Origin of the sequence: Chryseolinea soli (assembly GCF_003589925.1) — a bacterium.
GTDB classification, from domain to species: domain Bacteria; phylum Bacteroidota; class Bacteroidia; order Cytophagales; family Cyclobacteriaceae; genus Chryseolinea; species Chryseolinea soli.
In genome coordinates this window covers 2,754,377-2,772,425 of record NZ_CP032382.1, presented here as the reverse complement: position 1 = coordinate 2,772,425, position 18,049 = coordinate 2,754,377, and the positions used below count along the sequence as shown (strand labels likewise).

At 51.0% G+C, this 18,049-nt stretch carries 17 protein-coding genes and 1 riboswitch; of the genes, 5 read left to right on the top strand and 12 right to left on the bottom strand.

Going from position 1 to position 18,049, the window contains the following annotated elements:
* Positions 1-33: 33 nt before the first annotated feature.
* Entirely contained in the window at positions 34-501 is a 468-nt protein-coding gene (gene ribH, locus D4L85_RS11940) for a 6,7-dimethyl-8-ribityllumazine synthase (protein ID WP_119754524.1), read from the top strand.
* Positions 502-503: 2 nt separating this feature from the next.
* On the opposite strand, the gene D4L85_RS11935 is transcribed toward ribH, so the two are convergent.
* From D4L85_RS11935 to icd, 3 genes are all read right to left on the bottom strand, one after another.
* Complete coding sequence (locus D4L85_RS11935) at positions 504-1,595, bottom strand: PorP/SprF family type IX secretion system membrane protein (protein ID WP_119754523.1); 1,092 nt, start codon at positions 1,593-1,595, stop codon at positions 504-506.
* The gene (locus tag D4L85_RS11930) at positions 1,595-3,880 is read right to left on the bottom strand and encodes a PKD domain-containing protein (protein ID WP_160143684.1); all 2,286 of its coding nucleotides are present in this window, start codon (positions 3,878-3,880) and stop codon (positions 1,595-1,597) included. The genes D4L85_RS11935 and D4L85_RS11930 overlap by 1 nt, the downstream gene beginning before the upstream one ends.
* Positions 3,881-4,094: 214 nt before the next feature.
* Positions 4,095-5,321, bottom strand: a complete 1,227-nt coding sequence (gene icd / locus D4L85_RS11925) for an NADP-dependent isocitrate dehydrogenase (protein ID WP_119754521.1) — start codon at positions 5,319-5,321, stop codon at positions 4,095-4,097.
* Positions 5,322-5,446: 125 nt separating this feature from the next.
* On the opposite strand from icd, the gene D4L85_RS11920 reads away from it, so the two are divergent.
* Positions 5,447-6,028: a CAP domain-containing protein gene (locus tag D4L85_RS11920; protein ID WP_119754520.1), complete on the top strand. Its 582-nt coding sequence runs from the start codon at positions 5,447-5,449 to the stop codon at positions 6,026-6,028.
* Positions 6,029-6,168: 140 nt separating this feature from the next.
* Positions 6,169-6,420: a hypothetical protein gene (locus tag D4L85_RS11915; RefSeq protein WP_119754519.1), complete on the top strand. Its 252-nt coding sequence runs from the start codon at positions 6,169-6,171 to the stop codon at positions 6,418-6,420.
* 20 nt (positions 6,421-6,440) lie between these two features.
* On the opposite strand, the gene sucD is transcribed toward D4L85_RS11915, so the two are convergent.
* The 4 genes from sucD to D4L85_RS11895 form a co-directional block, all read right to left on the bottom strand.
* Entirely contained in the window at positions 6,441-7,325 is an 885-nt protein-coding gene (sucD, locus tag D4L85_RS11910; protein ID WP_073133838.1) for a succinate--CoA ligase subunit alpha, read from the bottom strand.
* 124 nt (positions 7,326-7,449) lie between these two features.
* Positions 7,450-8,334: a hypothetical protein gene (locus D4L85_RS11905; RefSeq protein ID WP_160143683.1), complete on the bottom strand. Its 885-nt coding sequence runs from the start codon at positions 8,332-8,334 to the stop codon at positions 7,450-7,452.
* A 133-nt stretch (positions 8,335-8,467) separates the two neighbouring features.
* The gene (locus D4L85_RS11900; protein ID WP_119754517.1) at positions 8,468-9,364 is read right to left on the bottom strand and encodes a hypothetical protein; all 897 of its coding nucleotides are present in this window, start codon (positions 9,362-9,364) and stop codon (positions 8,468-8,470) included.
* Between the two features lie 49 nt (positions 9,365-9,413).
* Positions 9,414-10,715, bottom strand: coding sequence for a CHASE2 domain-containing protein (locus D4L85_RS11895; protein WP_160143682.1), 1,302 nt, complete (start codon positions 10,713-10,715; stop codon positions 9,414-9,416).
* A gap of 56 nt (positions 10,716-10,771) precedes the next feature.
* On the opposite strand from D4L85_RS11895, the gene meaB reads away from it, so the two are divergent.
* Positions 10,772-11,788 (top strand): methylmalonyl Co-A mutase-associated GTPase MeaB, encoded by a 1,017-nt coding sequence (gene meaB / locus D4L85_RS11890; protein WP_119754515.1) that lies wholly within the window; start codon positions 10,772-10,774, stop codon positions 11,786-11,788.
* On the opposite strand, the gene D4L85_RS11885 is transcribed toward meaB, so the two are convergent.
* Genes D4L85_RS11885 through D4L85_RS11875 form a run of 4 tightly spaced genes read right to left on the bottom strand, consistent with a single transcriptional unit; the run spans position 11,761 to position 15,590 of the window.
* Positions 11,761-12,489, bottom strand: coding sequence for a Dph6-related ATP pyrophosphatase (locus D4L85_RS11885; protein WP_119754514.1), 729 nt, complete (start codon positions 12,487-12,489; stop codon positions 11,761-11,763). The two genes, meaB and D4L85_RS11885, sit on opposite strands and share 28 nt — an antisense overlap.
* Positions 12,446-12,574 (bottom strand): DUF5522 domain-containing protein, encoded by a 129-nt coding sequence (locus D4L85_RS34405; RefSeq protein ID WP_236849112.1) that lies wholly within the window; start codon positions 12,572-12,574, stop codon positions 12,446-12,448. The genes D4L85_RS11885 and D4L85_RS34405 overlap by 44 nt, the downstream gene beginning before the upstream one ends.
* 44 nt (positions 12,575-12,618) lie before the next feature.
* A complete protein-coding gene (locus D4L85_RS11880) occupies positions 12,619-13,662 on the bottom strand; it encodes a DUF5074 domain-containing protein (protein WP_160143680.1) in 1,044 nt (347 codons plus the stop codon).
* A 59-nt stretch (positions 13,663-13,721) separates the two neighbouring features.
* Complete coding sequence (locus tag D4L85_RS11875; protein WP_119754512.1) at positions 13,722-15,590, bottom strand: TonB-dependent receptor domain-containing protein; 1,869 nt, start codon at positions 15,588-15,590, stop codon at positions 13,722-13,724.
* 94 nt (positions 15,591-15,684) lie between these two features.
* A riboswitch (cobalamin riboswitch) is annotated at positions 15,685-15,898 on the bottom strand.
* Positions 15,899-15,955: 57 nt separating this feature from the next.
* On the opposite strand from D4L85_RS11875, the gene D4L85_RS11870 reads away from it, so the two are divergent.
* The gene (locus D4L85_RS11870) at positions 15,956-17,092 is read left to right on the top strand and encodes an ABC transporter substrate-binding protein (RefSeq protein WP_119754511.1); all 1,137 of its coding nucleotides are present in this window, start codon (positions 15,956-15,958) and stop codon (positions 17,090-17,092) included.
* Between the two features lie 73 nt (positions 17,093-17,165).
* On the opposite strand, the gene D4L85_RS11865 is transcribed toward D4L85_RS11870, so the two are convergent.
* Complete coding sequence (locus D4L85_RS11865; RefSeq protein ID WP_119754510.1) at positions 17,166-18,044, bottom strand: transglutaminase family protein; 879 nt, start codon at positions 18,042-18,044, stop codon at positions 17,166-17,168.
* Positions 18,045-18,049 lie beyond the last annotated feature (5 nt).

Here is an 18,049-nt window from a genome sequence, read left to right as displayed (position 1 = left end):
TATTTTCCTCCAGGAAAAACAAACTACACGCCTATGGCCGGTCCCTTGAAATCTGGAAAAGTAAAATCGGACGTAAATCTCTCCAAAAAGAAATTCGCCATCGTCGTGGCGGAATGGAACGAAGAGATCACGGAAGCCCTTTATGAAGGTGCCGTAGCGGGACTGACCGCCAACGGGGTAAAGAAAACACACATCATCCGCAAAAATGTGCCGGGCACGTTCGAGCTTTCACTGGGCGCTTTGTGGATGGGTGAGAAAAAAGATATCGACGCCGTGATCTGTCTGGGCTGTGTTATTCAAGGCGAGACACCCCACTTCGACTACATCTGCCAGGGCGTTGCCTACGGTGTCACCGAGGCTGCGTTGAAAACCCGCAAGCCGGTCATCTTTGGCGTGCTCACCACGTTGAACAAACAGCAGGCGTTGGATCGTGCGGGTGGTAAATATGGTAACAAGGGTGAGGAAGCCGCGCTCACAGCGATCGGCATGCTCAACTTCTAAATTCATTTTCTCTTTTTTATCGTCATCCGCTTTTTGCGAGGCGTCTTTTTCGCGCGCCATTCGAACAAGGCCTGATTGGAAATTCTGCGGGTCTTCCTGACATAGTGCTTGTATTTCCTGACGGCGACTTTCGGGACAAAATAATTTACAAGGGGTTTGCGGCGAGCCTGAAGTTGAGCCGTGTTGAGATACCGGGGACTTTTGCGGGCCTGCAGATCGGTGCGATCGTTAAAATCGAAACGCACAGCGATTTCGTGACTAGGTCCCAAGCCAACGTTGCGTTGACTGGCGAAGAGTTCGTTGCTATAGCCTATCGTCAGATTCTTGTACACCTGGAATGATGTGGCCACGGAAACTACTTTTCCTGTGCGATAGCTTGCCCCGAGGGTGATCTTCTTATCGAACGTGTAATACAAACCTCCCTCCAACAAGGCGCTCTCCGGATTTAGGGAGCGATAGGTGAGCATCGGTTCCACCCCGTGTCGCTTGTCGGCCAGGGGCAGTATGCCTTGCACAAACCCGGTGAAGAAAGGCTGGAAGAGGTTTCTGTGCTCCGACCCCAGCCATCCGCTGATGCGATTGATGGAAGCACCTGCGCGGAGATAACGCGAATAATAACTGACCCCGGCCGAAAAATCGACGCCGTTCACACCGGTATACCTCGACAACAGAACAGGATCGCTCCAACCCGTTGCCTGCACGTCCACGCGCGAGGGAACAACACGGTAGTTATAATATTCAGCAGACACACCCAGCGAGAACGATTGGCGACTGGGTAAGATCAGGTGATAAGCGAAGGCACCGTTGGCGGAAAGCGTCTGAGACACACCGACGTTGTCTTGATACACGGTGAGTCCCGTGCCAAAGCGATAACCATTTACCGGAAGATGTGCGCTGAGCAGGGTGGAGTTTGGCGAACCCTGTATACCCTTCCAATGTTGCCGGCGCGCGAGCGTGATGGATCCCAAAGTATTGCCGGCCACCGAGGGGTTATACAAAAAAGCATTGGTCAGCTTTTGTGTGAACAGCGGGATGTCCTGGGCGTGTGCAGCCAGGGCCGCGCTGAAAAACCAGAAGGTTGCGAGCCGGCGCATCAATCTTTTACGACGGTTATTACCCGTGAAAATACGTTGTTTGTTTCCGTGAGCCGGACGATGCAAACGTAGTTGCCCGCCGGCAGAAAATAGCCATCAACGCGTGCATCCCAGTCGTTGGCATAGCCTTTTTTTCGAAACACCTCGTTGCCCCAACGCGAGAGAAGCACCACTTCGTTGTCAGGAAATTTCTCCAGATTCTCCACGATCAGATATCCGTTTTGCGAATCGCCGTTGGCGGTGATCACGTTCTTGATGTTGTTTGATGAAATGGCCGATGTGACGGCGATGTTCAGCGTGTTAGATCCCGGGCAATTATTTTCATCGAACGCGTTCAGCGATACAACATAGGGACCGGGTTTATCATAGGTATGCTCGGGAGATGACCCGGTGGATGTGCCGCCGTCGCCAAAATTCCATTGCCATTGCGCTAGAGAGGTCGTGGTGGTGTAGGTTAGGTCAAAGGGTTGCCCCGCTATCACGATCTGCGGTTGGCTGATGTTGACGATGGGGTTGGCGTGGATGCTGATGATTTTCGCGGCGGTCATTCCCGCGCCACACGTGTTCACGCCAACAGCTTGTAGTTGCACGGCCCCATCCGTTTCTATTTGCTCCGCGATAATTTCAGCAACCTGTTCTTCTTCGCGCACGCTTCGCAGCGGTGTTGGGAGGATCCATTGATAGTCCGTGGCATCGGTCCAGCCGGACGCCTCGTAGGTGTGTGTCGATCCCTGACAAATGATTTCGTCGCCTGATATGATACCGGTTCCTTGTGGGACCGTTCGTACAATGACGATGGCGCTTCCGTCCATGTCGGTTTCGCATCGGCCGCCGGTGGTGGCGTGAATGGTGAAGGTGCCGTTGCTGGCTATGGGGTTGGGGTAGACAAAGGGACCACCGGGAGAAGTCAAGGTGATGCCCGTGGACTGTCCATCTCGCTCCAATTCATACGCTATGTTGGATTGGCTGTTCACTAGCCCGATCGTGAGGCCCGCATGGCCCAGGCATATTTCACCCCCACCGGTGACCGCAAATTTTTTTACTTCCGGTTGAACGGTTGCCGTCACATCGATCGGCGGGCCCATGCATCCGTCCTGTTTGGGCACGATGGTGTAAGTAACCGCTTTATGTTGTGTTCCCCGGTTTGTCAATGCCTGGTGTATGACAGGGGCCTGCCCGGGTCCGGCGCCTTGTATTCCGGTTGGCGCACTAGCCGTCCAGTTGTATTGAGCAGCTCCTTGCAAAGCGACGTCGAAATATTCGCCGCTGCAGAGATTGGCCGGCGATTGTATGATGGCGGTAGCGGTTGGGAATGGTTTGGTGGTGAGTCTTACCGTGGCATCGGCCGCACAAAAGGTTGTTGTGTTGGTAACATTGGCCGTCAACACGGTTGTGCCCGTGAAGTGAAAGTTTGCCGGATCGCTAATGGAGGCCCGGGGTGAGGAGGTGAACCACGACACGAAAAGGTTGGCGGGATCTGAAACGGTTAGTGCGTTGTTAAACGTGTTAAGATCGACGATGGCGGCACCGCCTCTTGCTGTCACACTTTCGCAAACCGTTTTTGCGAGGGGCGTTACGGTGGGGAGCGGTCTCTCATGCAGGGAAAATACTGTGGATTGACTTTGGCAGTCAGCGCTCAACGTACTGGTCACTGTGCATCTGAAATCTCGGTTGCCCAAACCTGCAGCATTCAAAATGGTCAGCGTATTCGCGTTTGCTCCGTTGTAAGTGGAGCTTCCGAATGCAATGTCTGTGAAACCCGTTCCATCATCGTATTGCCACTGACTGTTCACTCCTCCCCCAGCAGATACCGTGATCGAAAAACTTGTGCCCGCACCTGAGCATACCTCTGCACTAACGGGCGATTTGGCCGAAATGGATGGCGGCGACACGATCACAACTTCGACAACATTGCTCTCGCATGGCCGAAAGGGAGGTGGCGTATGGGGGGGTGCAGGGATGCCCGACAGCGAAGCGATTCTTCTAAAGTAGTAGGTCCCCGGCGATGTGGGAACCGGGAGATCTTCTGCGTTCACGCCCAGAGAAGCGAATCCGCCAGTCGCGGATGAAGTTGACATCTCCCAATCGTAAGTCATTGGTCCTGTGTGGACGCTGGTGGCCGCGGGCTGGACGATCGTTGCCGGCGTGGTTGTCAGGCATAACGGCGAAGGCTGTGTGATGGTGTTGGTCATTCCCATGCAGGACGGCGCCTGACCAAACATAGGTGCATTCGGCATCACAGCCAGGAAAAAAACGGACAGGCAGGTCTGCAGGAACGGGTTCATGATCGATTCGTTTTCCTGCAAAGTATTTCACACTACTGCAACCACATTTCAGTAGAAAAAGATGCGACTGATTTTTTCGCGTCCTGAAAAAATATCCAAGGGGCTATGCGTTTTCATCGACGTTTTTAACGGCGTCCGATTGAAATTTTAAAAAAAGAAAAAGGCCACCTTTCGATGACCTTTCTTAAAACACACGGTTGTGAACCGTTGCTTATTACATCTTACTCACTACTTCTTTCGCAAACTCCGAGCATTTCAGCAGGGTTGCGCCTTCCATGAGGCGGTGGAAATCGTAGGTTACTTTCTTTGCATTGATGGCGCCTTCCAATCCTTTGATGATGAGATCGGCAGCTTCTTTCCAGCCCATGTATTCGAGCATCATGACACCGGAGAGAATGACAGAGCCGGGATTCACTTTGTCCTGGCCGGCGTATTTAGGTGCTGTGCCGTGTGTGGCTTCGAAGATGGCGTGGCCGGTTACGTAGTTCACGTTTCCGCCGGGCGCAATGCCGATACCTCCCACGATGGCAGCGAGCGCATCGGAGATGTAGTCGCCGTTGAGGTTCAAGGTTGCAACCACCGAATATTCATCCGGGCGCAGCAATATCTGCTGGAGGAATGCGTCGGCGATGGCGTCTTTGATGATCAGTTTATGATCACCTTTCTGGATCACTTGCCAAGGACCACCATCGAGGTCTACGGCTCCAAATTCGCTTTTCGCGAGGGCATATCCCCAGTCGCGGAAACCGCCTTCGGTGAACTTCATGATGTTGCCTTTGTGCACGAGTGTAACGCTGGGCAGCTTGTGCTCGAGGGCGTATTTCAGTGCCGAGCGCACGAGACGTTCGGTTCCGTCTTTGGAAACGGGTTTGATGCCGATACCCGAATTTTCGGGGAAGCGGATCTTCTTATAGCTCTTCGGGAAATTGTCTTTCAACAACTGCAGGAATTTCTTGTTCTCTTCCGAGCCTTCCTGAAATTCGATGCCGGCATAGATGTCTTCGGTGTTTTCGCGGAAGATGACCATGTCGGTCTTTTGAGGCTCCTTCACGGGCGAAGGCACGCCCTTGAACCACCGCACGGGACGCACACACGCATAGAGGTCGAGTTCCTGGCGGAGGGCCACATTGAGGGAGCGAATGCCGCCGCCTACCGGTGTGGTGAGGGGGCCTTTGATACCTACTAAATATTCTCTGAAGACGGTGAGCGTTTCTTCGGGCATCCAGTTGCCGGTTTTGTTAAACGCTTTTTCGCCTGCCAGAACTTCCTTCCAGTTGATCTTCCGCTTTCCGTTATAGGCCTTTTCTACCGCTTTGTCGAATACCAGTTGAGATGCAGGCCAAATGTCTACGCCGGTTCCATCGCCTTCAATAAAGGGAATCGTAGGATTATCAGGCACGTTCAGCTTACCGTTGCTGATGCTAATTTTCTGATCGCTCATTGTTTGTAATGCGTTAAAAGTGAATGTTTTGTGATGCCCATTTTTTTGGGCGCGGAAAATTAAAAAATCTCAACCAGAAATGAAGATATTTTTACTCGGCCTGGCGTTTATTGGTAAATTTCTCTATGAAATCGTTTTCCCTTCTTCTGGCAAGCAGTCTGGTGCTGTTTGGCCTCGGCGGCTTCCATGAGCGGCCCTATCCTGTTGCAACGGTCTGCCTTAGTCCAGAAGAGAAGAAACTGTATGACCTGATCATGGTCTACCGCCGGGAAAACCACCTGGAATCGATTCCGCTCTCTACCAAACTCTCGCAGGTGGCTCAGACCCATGCACGCGATCTCTCCGAGCACTATACCTTCGACCCCAAGAACAAATGCAACCCCCACAGTTGGTCGTCGCACGGAAAATGGACGTCGTGCTGTTATACCAACGATCACAAGAAAGCCTCCTGCATGTGGACCAAGCCACAGGAAATTGCCGGCTATACGGGCAATGGTTTTGAGATCGCCTATTACAGTTCCGTTGGCGCCACGGCGAAAGAAGGACTTGACGGTTGGAAAGTAAGTCCCGGCCACAATCCCCTGCTCATCAACAGCGGCACGTGGGAAAAGGCAAAATGGAAGGCCATCGGCATTGGCATCTACAAAGAATACGGGCTGGTGTGGTTTGGCGAGGTAGACGATGTGGCTCCCGACCTCTGTCCATAAAAGAGTATTGTTTTGAATTCAGTTTCCCATTCCTGGACTGGCCTCCACTCTAAAAAGGCCAAAACACCGATATTTTAAGGTTTTTTTCTCCTGGCTTGCTATTGGCATTTGGATACATAACACAACAAACAAATTGTTTTATGATCCTCAAGTTCATTTTCAGCAAGCTTTCTTTAGAAAGTCAGGTGAAATACCTCAAAAGAAAAGGTGTAGCCCTGGGAACGCGCGTGAAAAATGGCCGCAAAATCTACATCTACATGCTCCGCGACTTGTTCGTAGAGGTGATCTACCAAAACGACAACGCCGATCAAAAAGCCGAAAAGCTCAGCATGCTGCGCGGGTTGAAAAACCTGAACGAATACCTGGAAAACGAATTCAGAACTACTTTTTAATAGGAAATTGGGGCCGGCGACTATTTTTTGCCGGCCAATACTTTCACCATGGTTTCGCCAATCTCGGCGGGTGATTCTACCACGGTGATGCCACACTCGCGCATGATCTTCATCTTAGCCGCTGCGGTGTCGTCGGCGCCGCCAATAATGGCACCCGCGTGGCCCATTCTGCGACCCGGAGGGGCAGTCTGGCCGGCGATAAATCCAACCACTGGCTTCTTATTTCCCGAATCCTTGATCCAACGGGCCGCTACGGGCTCATAGTTTCCGCCGATCTCGCCGATCATGACGATGGCGTCGGTTTCGGGGTCATTCATTAACAATTCTACAGCATCTTTTGTGGGTGTTCCGATGATGGGGTCGCCGCCAATACCAATAGCGGTGGAGATGCCCAGGCCGGCTTTCACGATCTGGTCGGCTGCTTCATAGGTGAGGGTTCCCGACTTAGACACGATGCCGATCCGTCCTTTCTTGAACACAAAGCCGGGCATGATGCCTACTTTGGCTTCGCCAGGGGTGATCACGCCAGGGCAGTTGGGACCGATGAGGGTTACGCCGCCTTTGCTTTGCAGATATTTTTTGGCCGTCATCATATCCTTTACGGGTATGCCTTCGGTGATGGTGATGACTACTTTAATGCCTGCGTCTACGGCCTCCATGATGGCGTCGGCGGCGAAGGCAGGGGGCACGAAGATGATGGACACGTCGGCACCCGTTTTCTCAACGGCTTCTTTCACGGTGTTGAATACCGGTCTTCCCAAGTGTTCGGTTCCACCTTTCGCAGGGGTTACACCCCCTACTACGTTTGTTCCATATTCAATCATCTGGCCCGCGTGAAAGGAGCCTTCGGAACCTGTGAAACCCTGAACGATGACACGGGAATTTTTATTTACCAGTACACTCATGGAAGTTTGTCGTTTGCTTTTGAGAAGCACAAAAATAGGATAATAAACCTTTTGACCAAACGCGCCGCAAACAAGAAAAGCTGCCGGGTGAGGGCAGCTTTTCTTTATTCTTTGGGCGGTCGGTTTACTTTTTAACCAGCTTTTTGATGTTGTTCCGCACCAGGAAGTCGGTGTAGGACTGTTGGTAGGCGGGTTCGAGTTTGGCTGCTTCCTGGAAGGCTGTGCCAGCGTCGATGAGGAGGTTGTTCTCTTCGAACAAGGCGGCGATGAACAGTTTATTGATCGCGGTGGGCTCTGTGGCGGCCAACTCAGCATAAGGCCCCTTGATCTTATCGCGCGTGGCCTTGGGGGCCTTCTTCAACGTAAAGTTTTCCGATTTGTGATTCTTGTTGGTCTTCGATACCACATTTACGATGATGTTGTTCTCGGGGCCAAAAGTGGGGTCGGCAAGGTCTACTTCCATCCATGAGTCGGATGTTTCCTTCTTCAGCAGTTCATCGCCAAACAGTGTGGTGAAAGTCACCGTGTAGGGTTTCAGTTTTTTCTCATCGTCCCAGCTGATAATTATTTTGTTACCAAACACTTCGTTGTGGTTCACTGGCAAGTATAACGCAATGAACTCGTCGCCGCGTGTTACGGCCCCTGTTGCGGCAAGGGTGTTTTTGGGTGAAGTGGCCGAGCTTAGCACGAAGTCGGTATATTTATTCAGCACGCTGGGTCCGGGTTTCACCTGATTGGCAAAGTCTATCACCTTGTAGGTGCCGGCCGGTTTTTTCACTTCGAAGGGCTTCCCGGTGACGTGCACCAAACCGACGTAAGCGTTTTCAGAAAGCTTCAGTTCGTCGGCGGGTTTGAGGCTGGCGCCCACCTTAAGGGGTTGCCACCCGGAACCGGATTTCATTTCATTCTTGCCTTTGCTGACAAGCACTTTAAAAGCATACTCTTGCGCATAGATGTGGCCGAAACCTACCAGCGCCATGACGACCAATGCCAACTTAGAGGATTTCATAATATAGACAGTATAAGAGAGTTAAGGTTTTACTTTAGCAAAACTAATACAATCCTAACGAATAGCATATACCCGAAAAAGCGAAAGCCGCGTTGTGCGGCCTTCGTGTTCTCTTTATAATAGTGGGAGGCTACTATTTCTTTATGCCGTTACGCACCAGGAATTCATCCAATGCTTCCTGATAGGTAGGCACATCGGGCGCGAGTTGGATAGCTTCCTCGTAGGCGGTAATGGCGTCGATGAGCAGTTTATTTTCTTCGAAGAATCCGGCACGCAAATATTTATTCAATGCTGTGGGCTCCATGGTTCCACCCATTTCATTGTCAATCTTAGTTTTAAGGCCAGCCTGCTCCGCGGGCGTCAGTCGCTTGATGAGGTGTCGGTCGGAAACGAGTTTGGGATCAGCCTTTGAATGCACCTCCACCAGAATGGCTCCTTCTTTCGCGTATCGCGCGTCTGACAAATTGATTTTGAAACTCGTTTCGGGGGTTTCAAATTTCACAAGTTCGTCCTCAAACATATTCTTTAGCGTTACGACATAAGGGCCTGTGGCTTTTCCATTGTCCCATGTGATGATGGCTTCATTGTTGAAAATGCCGGAGTATTGATTTTCGGGGAGCATGAGCTTTATGGCATATGCTTCGCCGCGGCTCACCGCTCCCGTTGCACTGAGACGATTCTTTTTGTTTTCGGCCGAGTTGCTGCTGAGGATGAAGTCGGTGTACTTGTTGAGTACGCCGGTGGTTGGTTTGTCTTTTACTTCATCGTCCAGTTTTTTCACGGGGTAGTTGCCGGCCTTTTTCAGTTCCAGGGGCGTGCCCTTGCTGTGTACCAGGCCTACATAGGCGTTGTCGCTGATCTTCAATTCATCGGTGTCGTGCAGGCTGGCGCCGGTTTTCAGGGGCACCCAGTCATTGCCAGACTTTACCTCATTGCTGCCCTTGGTGGCCAATACCTTGAAGGCATAGTCCTGTGCCGAGACAAAGGAGGCGAGCAAAGCGAAAAGAAGTGTCAATTTTAACGTTTTCATGGTCTTGTGTATTGGGAGAGATATTAAAGATAAGGCTTTTTAGCGGGATCTATGGTATTAATACTCCTTCCTTACGCCGGGTAAACGGCAAGAGGCTTCCAATTTTAATAATAAGATTTTTAATTACGCTCATATATACTTCATACACATCCCCCACCAGGGCCACGGCGGCGAGCGTCAACGTGACATTGAGCTTGAACGAATACCATTCGAATACCTTTACCATGAGCACGGAATACAACAACAATTGCAAGAGCTGCAGCAGCTTTGTAATACCGTCGTACCAACTTGGCAAGTGGGTATTGATTAGCGAAAATAGTGCCACATTAAGGATGCAAAACATAAACGCCATGAGGACTTCCTGCCAGGCAGCCATTTTGTTCACATAGTCTTCCTTCAAAATCATGGACACGATATTGGCGTGTACAACGACGCCAAACATGTCAGGGTTTGCTTTACCAGCCATTTTTCCATTTAACGGCGTATAAAATTTATCAGCCCAAGATGGATCGCCCAATTGGTCACCGAGGAAACCCATGATCACAATCTTGTCTTTCAAAAGCGTTTCCACAAAATCTTCGTTCAGCACTTGGTTAGCGTCAAGCGTGAAAAACATTTGTGGATATTTCGTCTGTCCAAAAACGTCAACCACGTTGCCACGGTAGTTGACAATTTCGGTTTCATTGTTTCGTCTTAAGAATTTGCGCGCTTTTGCCGAATCGTATGCCAGGGCCATCTCGACCGCAAAAGCATACTGCGGTTTACCGGCGACGTCGGCTTTTGGTGTGAACTGCCGGCATGTTTTTACATCGTCCTGATATGCCGCGTCGGTATCCAGATTGGCAAATCCCTCACGCGATGCATTTTCTGAGAATATGGGGTCGGACCGTCGCAACGAATCAAATTTGTCGGCCGGTAGCAGCGTATCAGCGCGCTCTAGTTGGCTAACCAGTATGACATTGCCCGCTTGAGTAATCGCTGCGCCGAGCATAAGATTGCCAAGCTCATCCCGAAGGGGTGGACAACTAACGGTATCTCTATGGAATCCACTGCAGTCGAAGAATGCGTCGATGCCGATAATTTTCGGTTTATACTTGCTGATGATCTGGATTTGTTGTGCGATTTCCCGGCGCGACAAATTGCCTATATTGACAACCACAATACTGGTGTCTACCGGCGGGTCTACGCGAAGCCCCCAGAAGACGTAATCAGTCAGCTCCACATCGCCAATGGCTTTGCCGATGGAGTCGAACGCGTCGAATATAGTCAACTGTGTAATCCTCACAATGCCCCACATGGCAAGGAAGACGAAGACCGTTGCGATGAAGCAATCGAGCCAGAATTTTCTCATGATGGATAAGAATGTATGAAGTAAATTTAGAAATTTACCTTGCATTACCATAGCCCTTGAAGCCACGACCCCGATCGAAACGCACACTCACCGAATACACGGAGGGAATCCGTCGTGGCGATCGCGTGCTGTTGGGACAGGCCATCACGCTCATTGAAAGCACCCTTCACGACGACCAAGCGCTGGCGGCACGGCTGCTTTCGGCCATCAGCCCAAAAACCGGTGGCGCTATCCGGCTGGGCATTACCGGGGTTCCGGGCGTTGGAAAAAGTACGTTTATCGAGGTTTTGGGCTTGTATCTCATTCAACAGGGAAAGAAGGTTGGCGTTCTCACCGTCGATCCCAGCAGCCCGCTGACGCGGGGGAGCATTTTGGGTGACAAGACCCGCATGGAAGAGCTCTCAAAAAATCCAAACTGCTTTATTCGCCCGTCGTCGTCGGGCAATGCCTTGGGCGGTGTGGCTCACAAAACGCGGGAGGCGATGCTCTTGTGTGAAGCCGCGGGGTTTGATGTGATCATCGTCGAGACCGTGGGCGTCGGACAGTCGGAAGTGTCCGTAAAAAACATGGTAGACTTTTTCCTGTTGCTCATGCTGGCCGGGGCCGGCGATGAGCTGCAGGGCATCAAGAAGGGCATCATGGAAATGGCCGATGCGATTGCCATCACCAAAGCGGAGGGTGACAATTTTTCGCGCGCGCAAGAAGCGCGGGCCGAATATCAACACGCCCTTCATTTGTTTCCGCCCGGTGCTTCGGGCTGGACGCCCCGCGTGGTCACGACTTCTGCCTTGACCGGCGAAGGCATTGAAGGCATATGGCATATGATCGAAGAGCATCACCGGCACACGCAAGCGTCTGGATTTCTCGACAGCCTCCGCAGACAACAAAATGTGGAGTGGTTTCGTGAATATTTCAAGGACGCTTTGCAAGCCGATCTCCAGCGGCACCCGACGCTCAAAACATTACGCAAAACGCTGGAGCGTGACGTGGAAGCCATGAAGTTGTCGGCCCAGGATGCTGCACAAAAATTATTGGAGGCCTATCATCAGGCGATCCGCGGAAGCAAGTCCTGAAACCAGAAAGATTTTTCCACCCGCTCGTTTTCGCCTTGCTGATTTTTCTTTTGAAAACTGTACTGCTTCTTCACCACCTCGCCGGTTTGGAATGGCACCGGTTTCTTAAAAATCGGACCGTCATACACCAATGTATGGTACTCTCCGTTCTCGCCACACGGGTCCACGCCAGGCCGAATATTTTCAGCAAAGGCCGTGTCGATCGTATTGCCTAGCTGGTCTTGCAAAAACTTGTCCGCATCGGCCGAACAGATCACTGTTTTAAATCCGATCGCGATAAAGTCATTCAATAACTTTTGCGTATCTATTTTCCACAGCGGATAAAGAGAGCTTAAGGCTGTGTTCTGCAACAGCTTCTCGCGAAACAAGCGAAGGTCTTCCAAAAAAATATCACCAAAAACAACCTGTTCGATGCCGCGTCGGGCGCATTGTTTGTAGTATGCGATCATCAACTTTTCATAGGCGTCGTGATCTTCGCTGGACGGCAGGTACAATTTTGTCAGTGGCAGGCCCAGGCCCGCAGCTTGTTGTTCGATGAGCGTTTCGTGCACGCCGTGCAGGCCCACGCGCCGGGTCTCTTCGTTCAACGTGGTATGAAGATCCACCACGTGGTACTCGCCCGACGTGAGGATCTTATATAAAGCGAAAGCGGAGTCTTTACCTCCGCTCCAGCTTATCGTTACTTTTCTTTTTGAATCCATAAGGACAATGACGGCATCCGTTCTTACAACAATAACCTCGTTTTAAGTGATAGGCTTCCGTGAACACGACAAAGCCGTTTTCCATGTAGTATAATACAGGTTCGTCTTTTTCCTCATGTTCTTCGTCTTTCATCTAAAAACAAAATTGGTAGGACTGATGCCGGCGGTGAATGTCTTTTTGAGCTTGCCATCGCTGGTGTAAATATAAACTTTTCCTTCCGAGCTATAGTTCAAGGCATCGCCAATCCATATTTCACCGTTGTCGGGATCTACGTTCATGGCATATTGAGTTATGATCTCTTCGGCCGAGAACAAAGGTGTTGTAGACGCGGTAGTGGCCGAGGTAGAAATCTTGTAGAAGCTTCCAGAGGCGCTATAGATCAAACCACTTTTATCGGGTGTAATGGCGAGGTCCGTATCGACGGAAGTGCCGAGGTTGATGGTTTGCTCTTTCTCGAATGTGGATGGGTTAATGCGATAGAGTTTGGCATCGGCATCGCCGTTGGCGAGCACCCAAAGCTTATTGTTGTTGTCAACCACCATGCCCACGGGAACGCCGTCCAATTCTATGTTGTCGACGAGTGTGTTGTTCGAGGGATCGATCACGCCCACGTTGTGGTTACTGCTGTAGCCTGAGGCTCCTACAAACAATTTATTGCCCACGTACACGATGTTTTCAATTCCTTCTTCGGTGGGAATCTTTTTTGTTACGGTGTTATTCGACAGGTCGATCACCAAAACATAGGAGTCCACCAGATTGTAGTTGTCGTCGTAAGGTCCCTGTACCGTGAGGTATCCCTTGTTGTCTACAACTTCCATGTAGCGCGGTTGAATGATCTGATCGTCGGTGATCGAACCCAGTCTTTCGAAGGTATTGGCATTGGCGATTTCGACCTTGTTGTCGCCGTTCACCACGATGTAGGCCTTATCGTCGTGAAAGATCATGGATTGCACGACGTCGCCTGCGTACTGTCCGGCGGCATTTCTAAAAATATTTTGCTGCAGGGTATCGGCTGTTTCATTATAATAGGTGATCGTGCCCGTGCCGGACAAAAACTTTCCTTCGTTCAACACGAAAGCGCCATGTTCGTATTTGCCCTGGGGCTTGTCGTCGTCATCGTTACAGGCCCATAGCGATACCGCTACGAACAGCACGGCGAAAATTCTTCGCATGTTTTTCGTCACATTAAAAAAAGAGGGGTTTCCGGACGGTTCCGTTTTGTAGTGAATGTTCATTGTTTCTTACGATTTAAGTGATAGGAAATTTTCAAGTTAAAGTTGCGGCCCGGCATGGCCCGACCGGCATAGAGTTGATAGGTTTTATCAAACAGGTTTTTCACCTGGAAAGAGAGCATGAAATCATGTTGATTTTGTGTCCACAATTTATTGAGCGACAAATCGGTCAACACAAACGGATCGAGCGCATACACCGACGAATTGGATGATTCTGTGAAGCGTTTACCCGAATATTGCAAATACACATTGGCCGACCATGTTTTATACACAGCACTCACGGTGCCCGAACCCGTGTGAAGGGGAGTATAGATCAGTTGTTTGCCTACTGCGGCCGCGTCCGTATCATCCGTCTCCAGTGTTATCGCCTGTGTAAATTGATAGGACAGCTTTGCACGAACCGTCACTATTCCTATGTTCACCTGGTCTTCTACGCTTGTCTCTATGCCATCGGTCCTCACTTGCTTCACGTTGCGGGGGCGGTATATGCCCTGCTCCATGGGGATCCACTGGATCCATTGGTCGATGTGCTGGTAAAATCCGCGGGCATTGATCTTCAGCATATGATAGCGCCATCCCAGTCCAGCCTCGGCGGCGTAGCTGGTTTCGGGTTGCAGGTCGCGGCTGCCGGCTTCTTGCCAGTAGCGATCGTTGAATGTGGGGGCGCGGAAATTTTTGGAACCGTTCACACTCAGCAACCACTGCTGTGCGGAATTTTCGAACAACACCACATCGGCGCCGACGTAGGGCAGCAAAGGGGCCGTGACGTGCGTGATGAAGGGCTGTCGCAAATTGAATGACGCCGAAACTTTTTTAAAGGTCTTTTGAACGGCGGCGGCCAGATCCACACGATCTTCTTCCGGCGAAGTGGGGCCGTATTCTTTCACTTTGCCGATGATGTGATTCCACTCGGCGCTGCCGGAAACGTTCCACTGATTTTTAAAGGTATACTGATGGCTGGCCGAAGCGATCCAGCGGACAATTTCGCTCACGGTACCATTATAAATGATCTTGTCGTCGACAAAACCACCACCAATCTTTGACAATCCTTGTGTGGTGTTTTGTTCGTAGAAAACACTGAGGCGATGATTGCGGTCGTCTTGCTCGTCGGTGCTGTTGTTGTTGCCGATGGTGGGCTGGATCTCTTTGTGGGAGTCGTTGAACCAGTAGTCGAGGGTGATGCGGCGGGCTTCGGAAAAAGAATATTGCGCGTGTTGCACAAAGCCCTGTTGCCAATAGGCGGCATGGGGTTGTCGTTCGCCATACCCGGGAATGGGGAAGTCGTTTTTGGCTTGCACGCGATAGAGTGATGATGAGGAAGAAAATCTTCCAACGCGAAACGATCCTTTCAACGAGGTGAAATAGCGGCCAAAGCTTCCCACCTCCTGGCTAACAGACAAGATGTTGGTTGTCGAACCTGTAGACGACAGCAACACCGATCCGCCAAAGGCACCACTGCCAAAGCGCGCGCTTCCCCCACCCGCATGCACCTTCACATCGTCGAAGGCTATCGTGGGCAAGATGGAGAAATCGGCCTGGCCAAGCGAGAAGCTGTTGATGTTGATGCCGTTCCATCGCACGGCCACATGCGAGGGCGATGTGCCGCGCATGCTGATGCCCGACAGCATGCCGTTGCCATAGTTTCTAAAATAGACCGGGAATTGAAACGCCAATATCTCTCCCAGGTGACGTGACTCTTGCTGCGATCTTAACGCCGAGTCCAGGCCATAGAATTGACCGCCGGCCAAGTATTTTTCGTCGGGGAGGCCATAGACCGTTACCGGCTTCAGCACAACGGAGTCGCCCTGGGCTTTCGCGAGAAAACCGACGCTGACACATCCCAGAAAAATACCCAATCGCAAAAGCATAGCGCGTTTGATGGCGACGGATGCAAAACCAGACAGAGCCGGAAGCAAGGGCTTTCGAACACTCCTGACCTTTCACCCGAAAGTCAAAAATTAAAGTTTGTAAGGATTGATGGCAGGTCTCCTGGCTTTTCACATCGCTGACGCCTTCCCATCCGCCGGCGGCGAACAGTGGCTAATTAGAGAGTCAGCGATAACTATGTGAATTACAGTTGCGGGGACAGCTCCGGAATTGACGTGGGTCGTACCGGTATTCCCTTTTAATCTCCTGATGCTGGTGCAGCAAGAGAACCATGAATCCGAGACAAACATACTATGCAATTCTGTAAAACCAAAGGACCTCTCCATTCCTCTCCTATCTTTGCGGCATGAGATCGACCTTTATCCTTATTCCTTTTCTCCTACTGGTTGCTTGTTCAACCCGAAAAACAGAAACACCTCCTGCGCCCATCAGCACCTCTTCGGCCACGACCTTGCATTACGCAGAAGGGTTCACCGTTCGTTATGAAGGCCATGTGAAGCATGTGGAAGTTACCCAGCCGTTTCAGGGTGCCACGTCCGGCTACAAATATTTGCTCGTGCCGCGCAACGAGAATATCCCGGCACATGCCGATGATGAAAAAGTGATCCGCATTCCTTTGCAATCGATCGTGTGCACGGCGACGACGCATATTCCGTTACTCGACTATCTGAATGAAAGCGACAAGCTGACAGGCTTCCCCACCACCGACTATATCAGCTCTGAAAAAATGCGGCAGCGCATCGACGCTGGAAAAATACAGGAGCTGGGGGTTGACCAGGGCATGAACCTCGAACGCCTGGCCGTGTTGAAACCCGACATGGTGATGGGCTACAGCATGAACTCGGACTACGGTCAGTTTAAAAAAATGGAAGAGCTGGGCGTGCCGGTCGTGTTGAATGCAGAATACTTGGAGAAACATCCCTTGGGGCGCGCGGAGTGGATCAAGTTTATGGCGCTGTTCTTTGATAAGGAGAAGCTCGCCGATTCCGTGTTTCGAACCATCGAACAAAGCTATCTCGAAACGAAGGCCATGGCCGATCGCGCCACGTCACGGCCTTCGGTGTTGAGCGGTGTGGTGTATAGCGATGCGTGGTTTCTACCGGGAGGAAAAAATTATGCCTCCACCATCTTAAACGACGCGGGGTGTGACTATTTGTGGAAAGACGATCCCTCCAGCGGGTGGCTTCAATTGAGCTTTGAGTCGGTTTATGAAAAGGCGCACGATGCCGATCTTTGGATTGGGCTGGGCAGTTACACGTCGCTTCGCGAGATCGCGGCGGCCGACCGGCGGTATGCAAAATTCGAATCTTTTGTTCAGAAGAAGGTCTATAATTATGATGCACGAAAAGGTGCAAAGGGTGGAAGTGAATATCTGGAGTTGGGCTACTTGCGGCCGGATATCATTTTGAAGGACCTGGTGAAGATCGCGCATCCGGAATTGGAGCCGGGGTATGCGTTGTTTTTTTATCGGGCCTTGGAATAGGTTGAACCACCTCACCTTCGCTAAAGCTTCGGCGAGCAGGCAAAGTCAGCGCAAAGGTGCTTTCGTTTGAGACTTAGTCGAGGCGAGTGACGTCTACTTTTACCGATAGGTTTTGTTTGCCTGAGCTGAAGACAATGCCTTTTATTGGAGCCACGTCGTGATAGTCGCGGCCAAAAGCTACGGTGATGTGATTGTATGTTGGCAACAAGTTGTTTGTCGGATCGAACTCCACCCAGCCGATCGAAGGAAAATAAACCGATACCCAGGCATGCGATGCATCCGATCCCACCAGCTTCTCTTTGCCTGGTGGTGGCAAGGTCTCGATGTAGCCACTTACGTAGCGTGCGGCCAGCCCCATGTTTCGAAGACAACTGATCATGAGGTGAGCAAAATCCTGACACACACCCTTCTTTGCTTTCACCACAAATTCCACCGGGGTATTGATGGTGGTGAACCCAGGCTTGAATTCGATGTTCTTGTAAATTTTCTGCATCAACGCGTGGCAAGCCGACCATAAGGTGGCGTCTTCTGCAAAACAGTCTTCTGAAAATTTCTTGATCTCTTCGCTGTAGGGAATGTAAGTCGACGGCAATGTGTATTGAATGATGTCAAACAGTTCGTCATCCTGCGACGCCAGGCGTTGCTGCATGTCTTTCCACAACACGGGCGAATCCAAGGCGCGATCGGCGTTGGGCCGGCCTTCGAGGTTTACTTCACTTTCGGAGACGATCTCCAAATGATCATGGTCGGTATAGGATGAGAAGAACAAGACTGTGTTACCAAAAAAATCTTTGCGATAGGTGAGGTCATCCGGTGGCGGCTGGATCTTTATCTGGGAAGAAATGCAGGTGTGTTGGGGAAGGTTCAAAGGCGTGAGGCAAACGCGATTGTGGCAGAGACTAACAGGGTCCTGGTAAGTATATTCGGTCACGTGTTTTACTTTGTATCGCATACACC

Excerpts from the sequence above, each read along its gene's own strand:
- D4L85_RS11895 (WP_160143682.1), bottom strand. The coding sequence starts at position 10,715 with ATGAGAAAATTCTGGCTCGATTGCTTCATCGCAACGGTCTTCGTCTTC.
- D4L85_RS11915 (WP_119754519.1), top strand. The coding sequence starts at position 6,169 with ATGATCCTCAAGTTCATTTTCAGCAAGCTTTCTTTAGAAAGTCAGGTG.
- D4L85_RS11870 (WP_119754511.1), top strand. The coding sequence starts at position 15,956 with ATGAGATCGACCTTTATCCTTATTCCTTTTCTCCTACTGGTTGCTTGT.
- ribH (WP_119754524.1), top strand. The coding sequence starts at position 34 with ATGGCCGGTCCCTTGAAATCTGGAAAAGTAAAATCGGACGTAAATCTC.
- D4L85_RS11875 (WP_119754512.1), bottom strand. The coding sequence starts at position 15,590 with ATGCTTTTGCGATTGGGTATTTTTCTGGGATGTGTCAGCGTCGGTTTT.
- D4L85_RS11905 (WP_160143683.1), bottom strand. The coding sequence starts at position 8,334 with ATGAAATCCTCTAAGTTGGCATTGGTCGTCATGGCGCTGGTAGGTTTC.
- D4L85_RS11880 (WP_160143680.1), bottom strand. The coding sequence starts at position 13,662 with ATGCGAAGAATTTTCGCCGTGCTGTTCGTAGCGGTATCGCTATGGGCC.
- D4L85_RS34405 (WP_236849112.1), bottom strand. The coding sequence starts at position 12,574 with ATGGAAAACGGCTTTGTCGTGTTCACGGAAGCCTATCACTTAAAACGA.
- sucD (WP_073133838.1), bottom strand. The coding sequence starts at position 7,325 with ATGAGTGTACTGGTAAATAAAAATTCCCGTGTCATCGTTCAGGGTTTC.
- D4L85_RS11930 (WP_160143684.1), bottom strand. The coding sequence starts at position 3,880 with ATGAACCCGTTCCTGCAGACCTGCCTGTCCGTTTTTTTCCTGGCTGTG.
- D4L85_RS11885 (WP_119754514.1), bottom strand. The coding sequence starts at position 12,489 with ATGGATTCAAAAAGAAAAGTAACGATAAGCTGGAGCGGAGGTAAAGAC.
- icd (WP_119754521.1), bottom strand. The coding sequence starts at position 5,321 with ATGAGCGATCAGAAAATTAGCATCAGCAACGGTAAGCTGAACGTGCCT.
- D4L85_RS11900 (WP_119754517.1), bottom strand. The coding sequence starts at position 9,364 with ATGAAAACGTTAAAATTGACACTTCTTTTCGCTTTGCTCGCCTCCTTT.
- D4L85_RS11865 (WP_119754510.1), bottom strand. The coding sequence starts at position 18,044 with ATGCGATACAAAGTAAAACACGTGACCGAATATACTTACCAGGACCCT.
- D4L85_RS11920 (WP_119754520.1), top strand. The coding sequence starts at position 5,447 with ATGAAATCGTTTTCCCTTCTTCTGGCAAGCAGTCTGGTGCTGTTTGGC.
- D4L85_RS11935 (WP_119754523.1), bottom strand. The coding sequence starts at position 1,595 with ATGCGCCGGCTCGCAACCTTCTGGTTTTTCAGCGCGGCCCTGGCTGCA.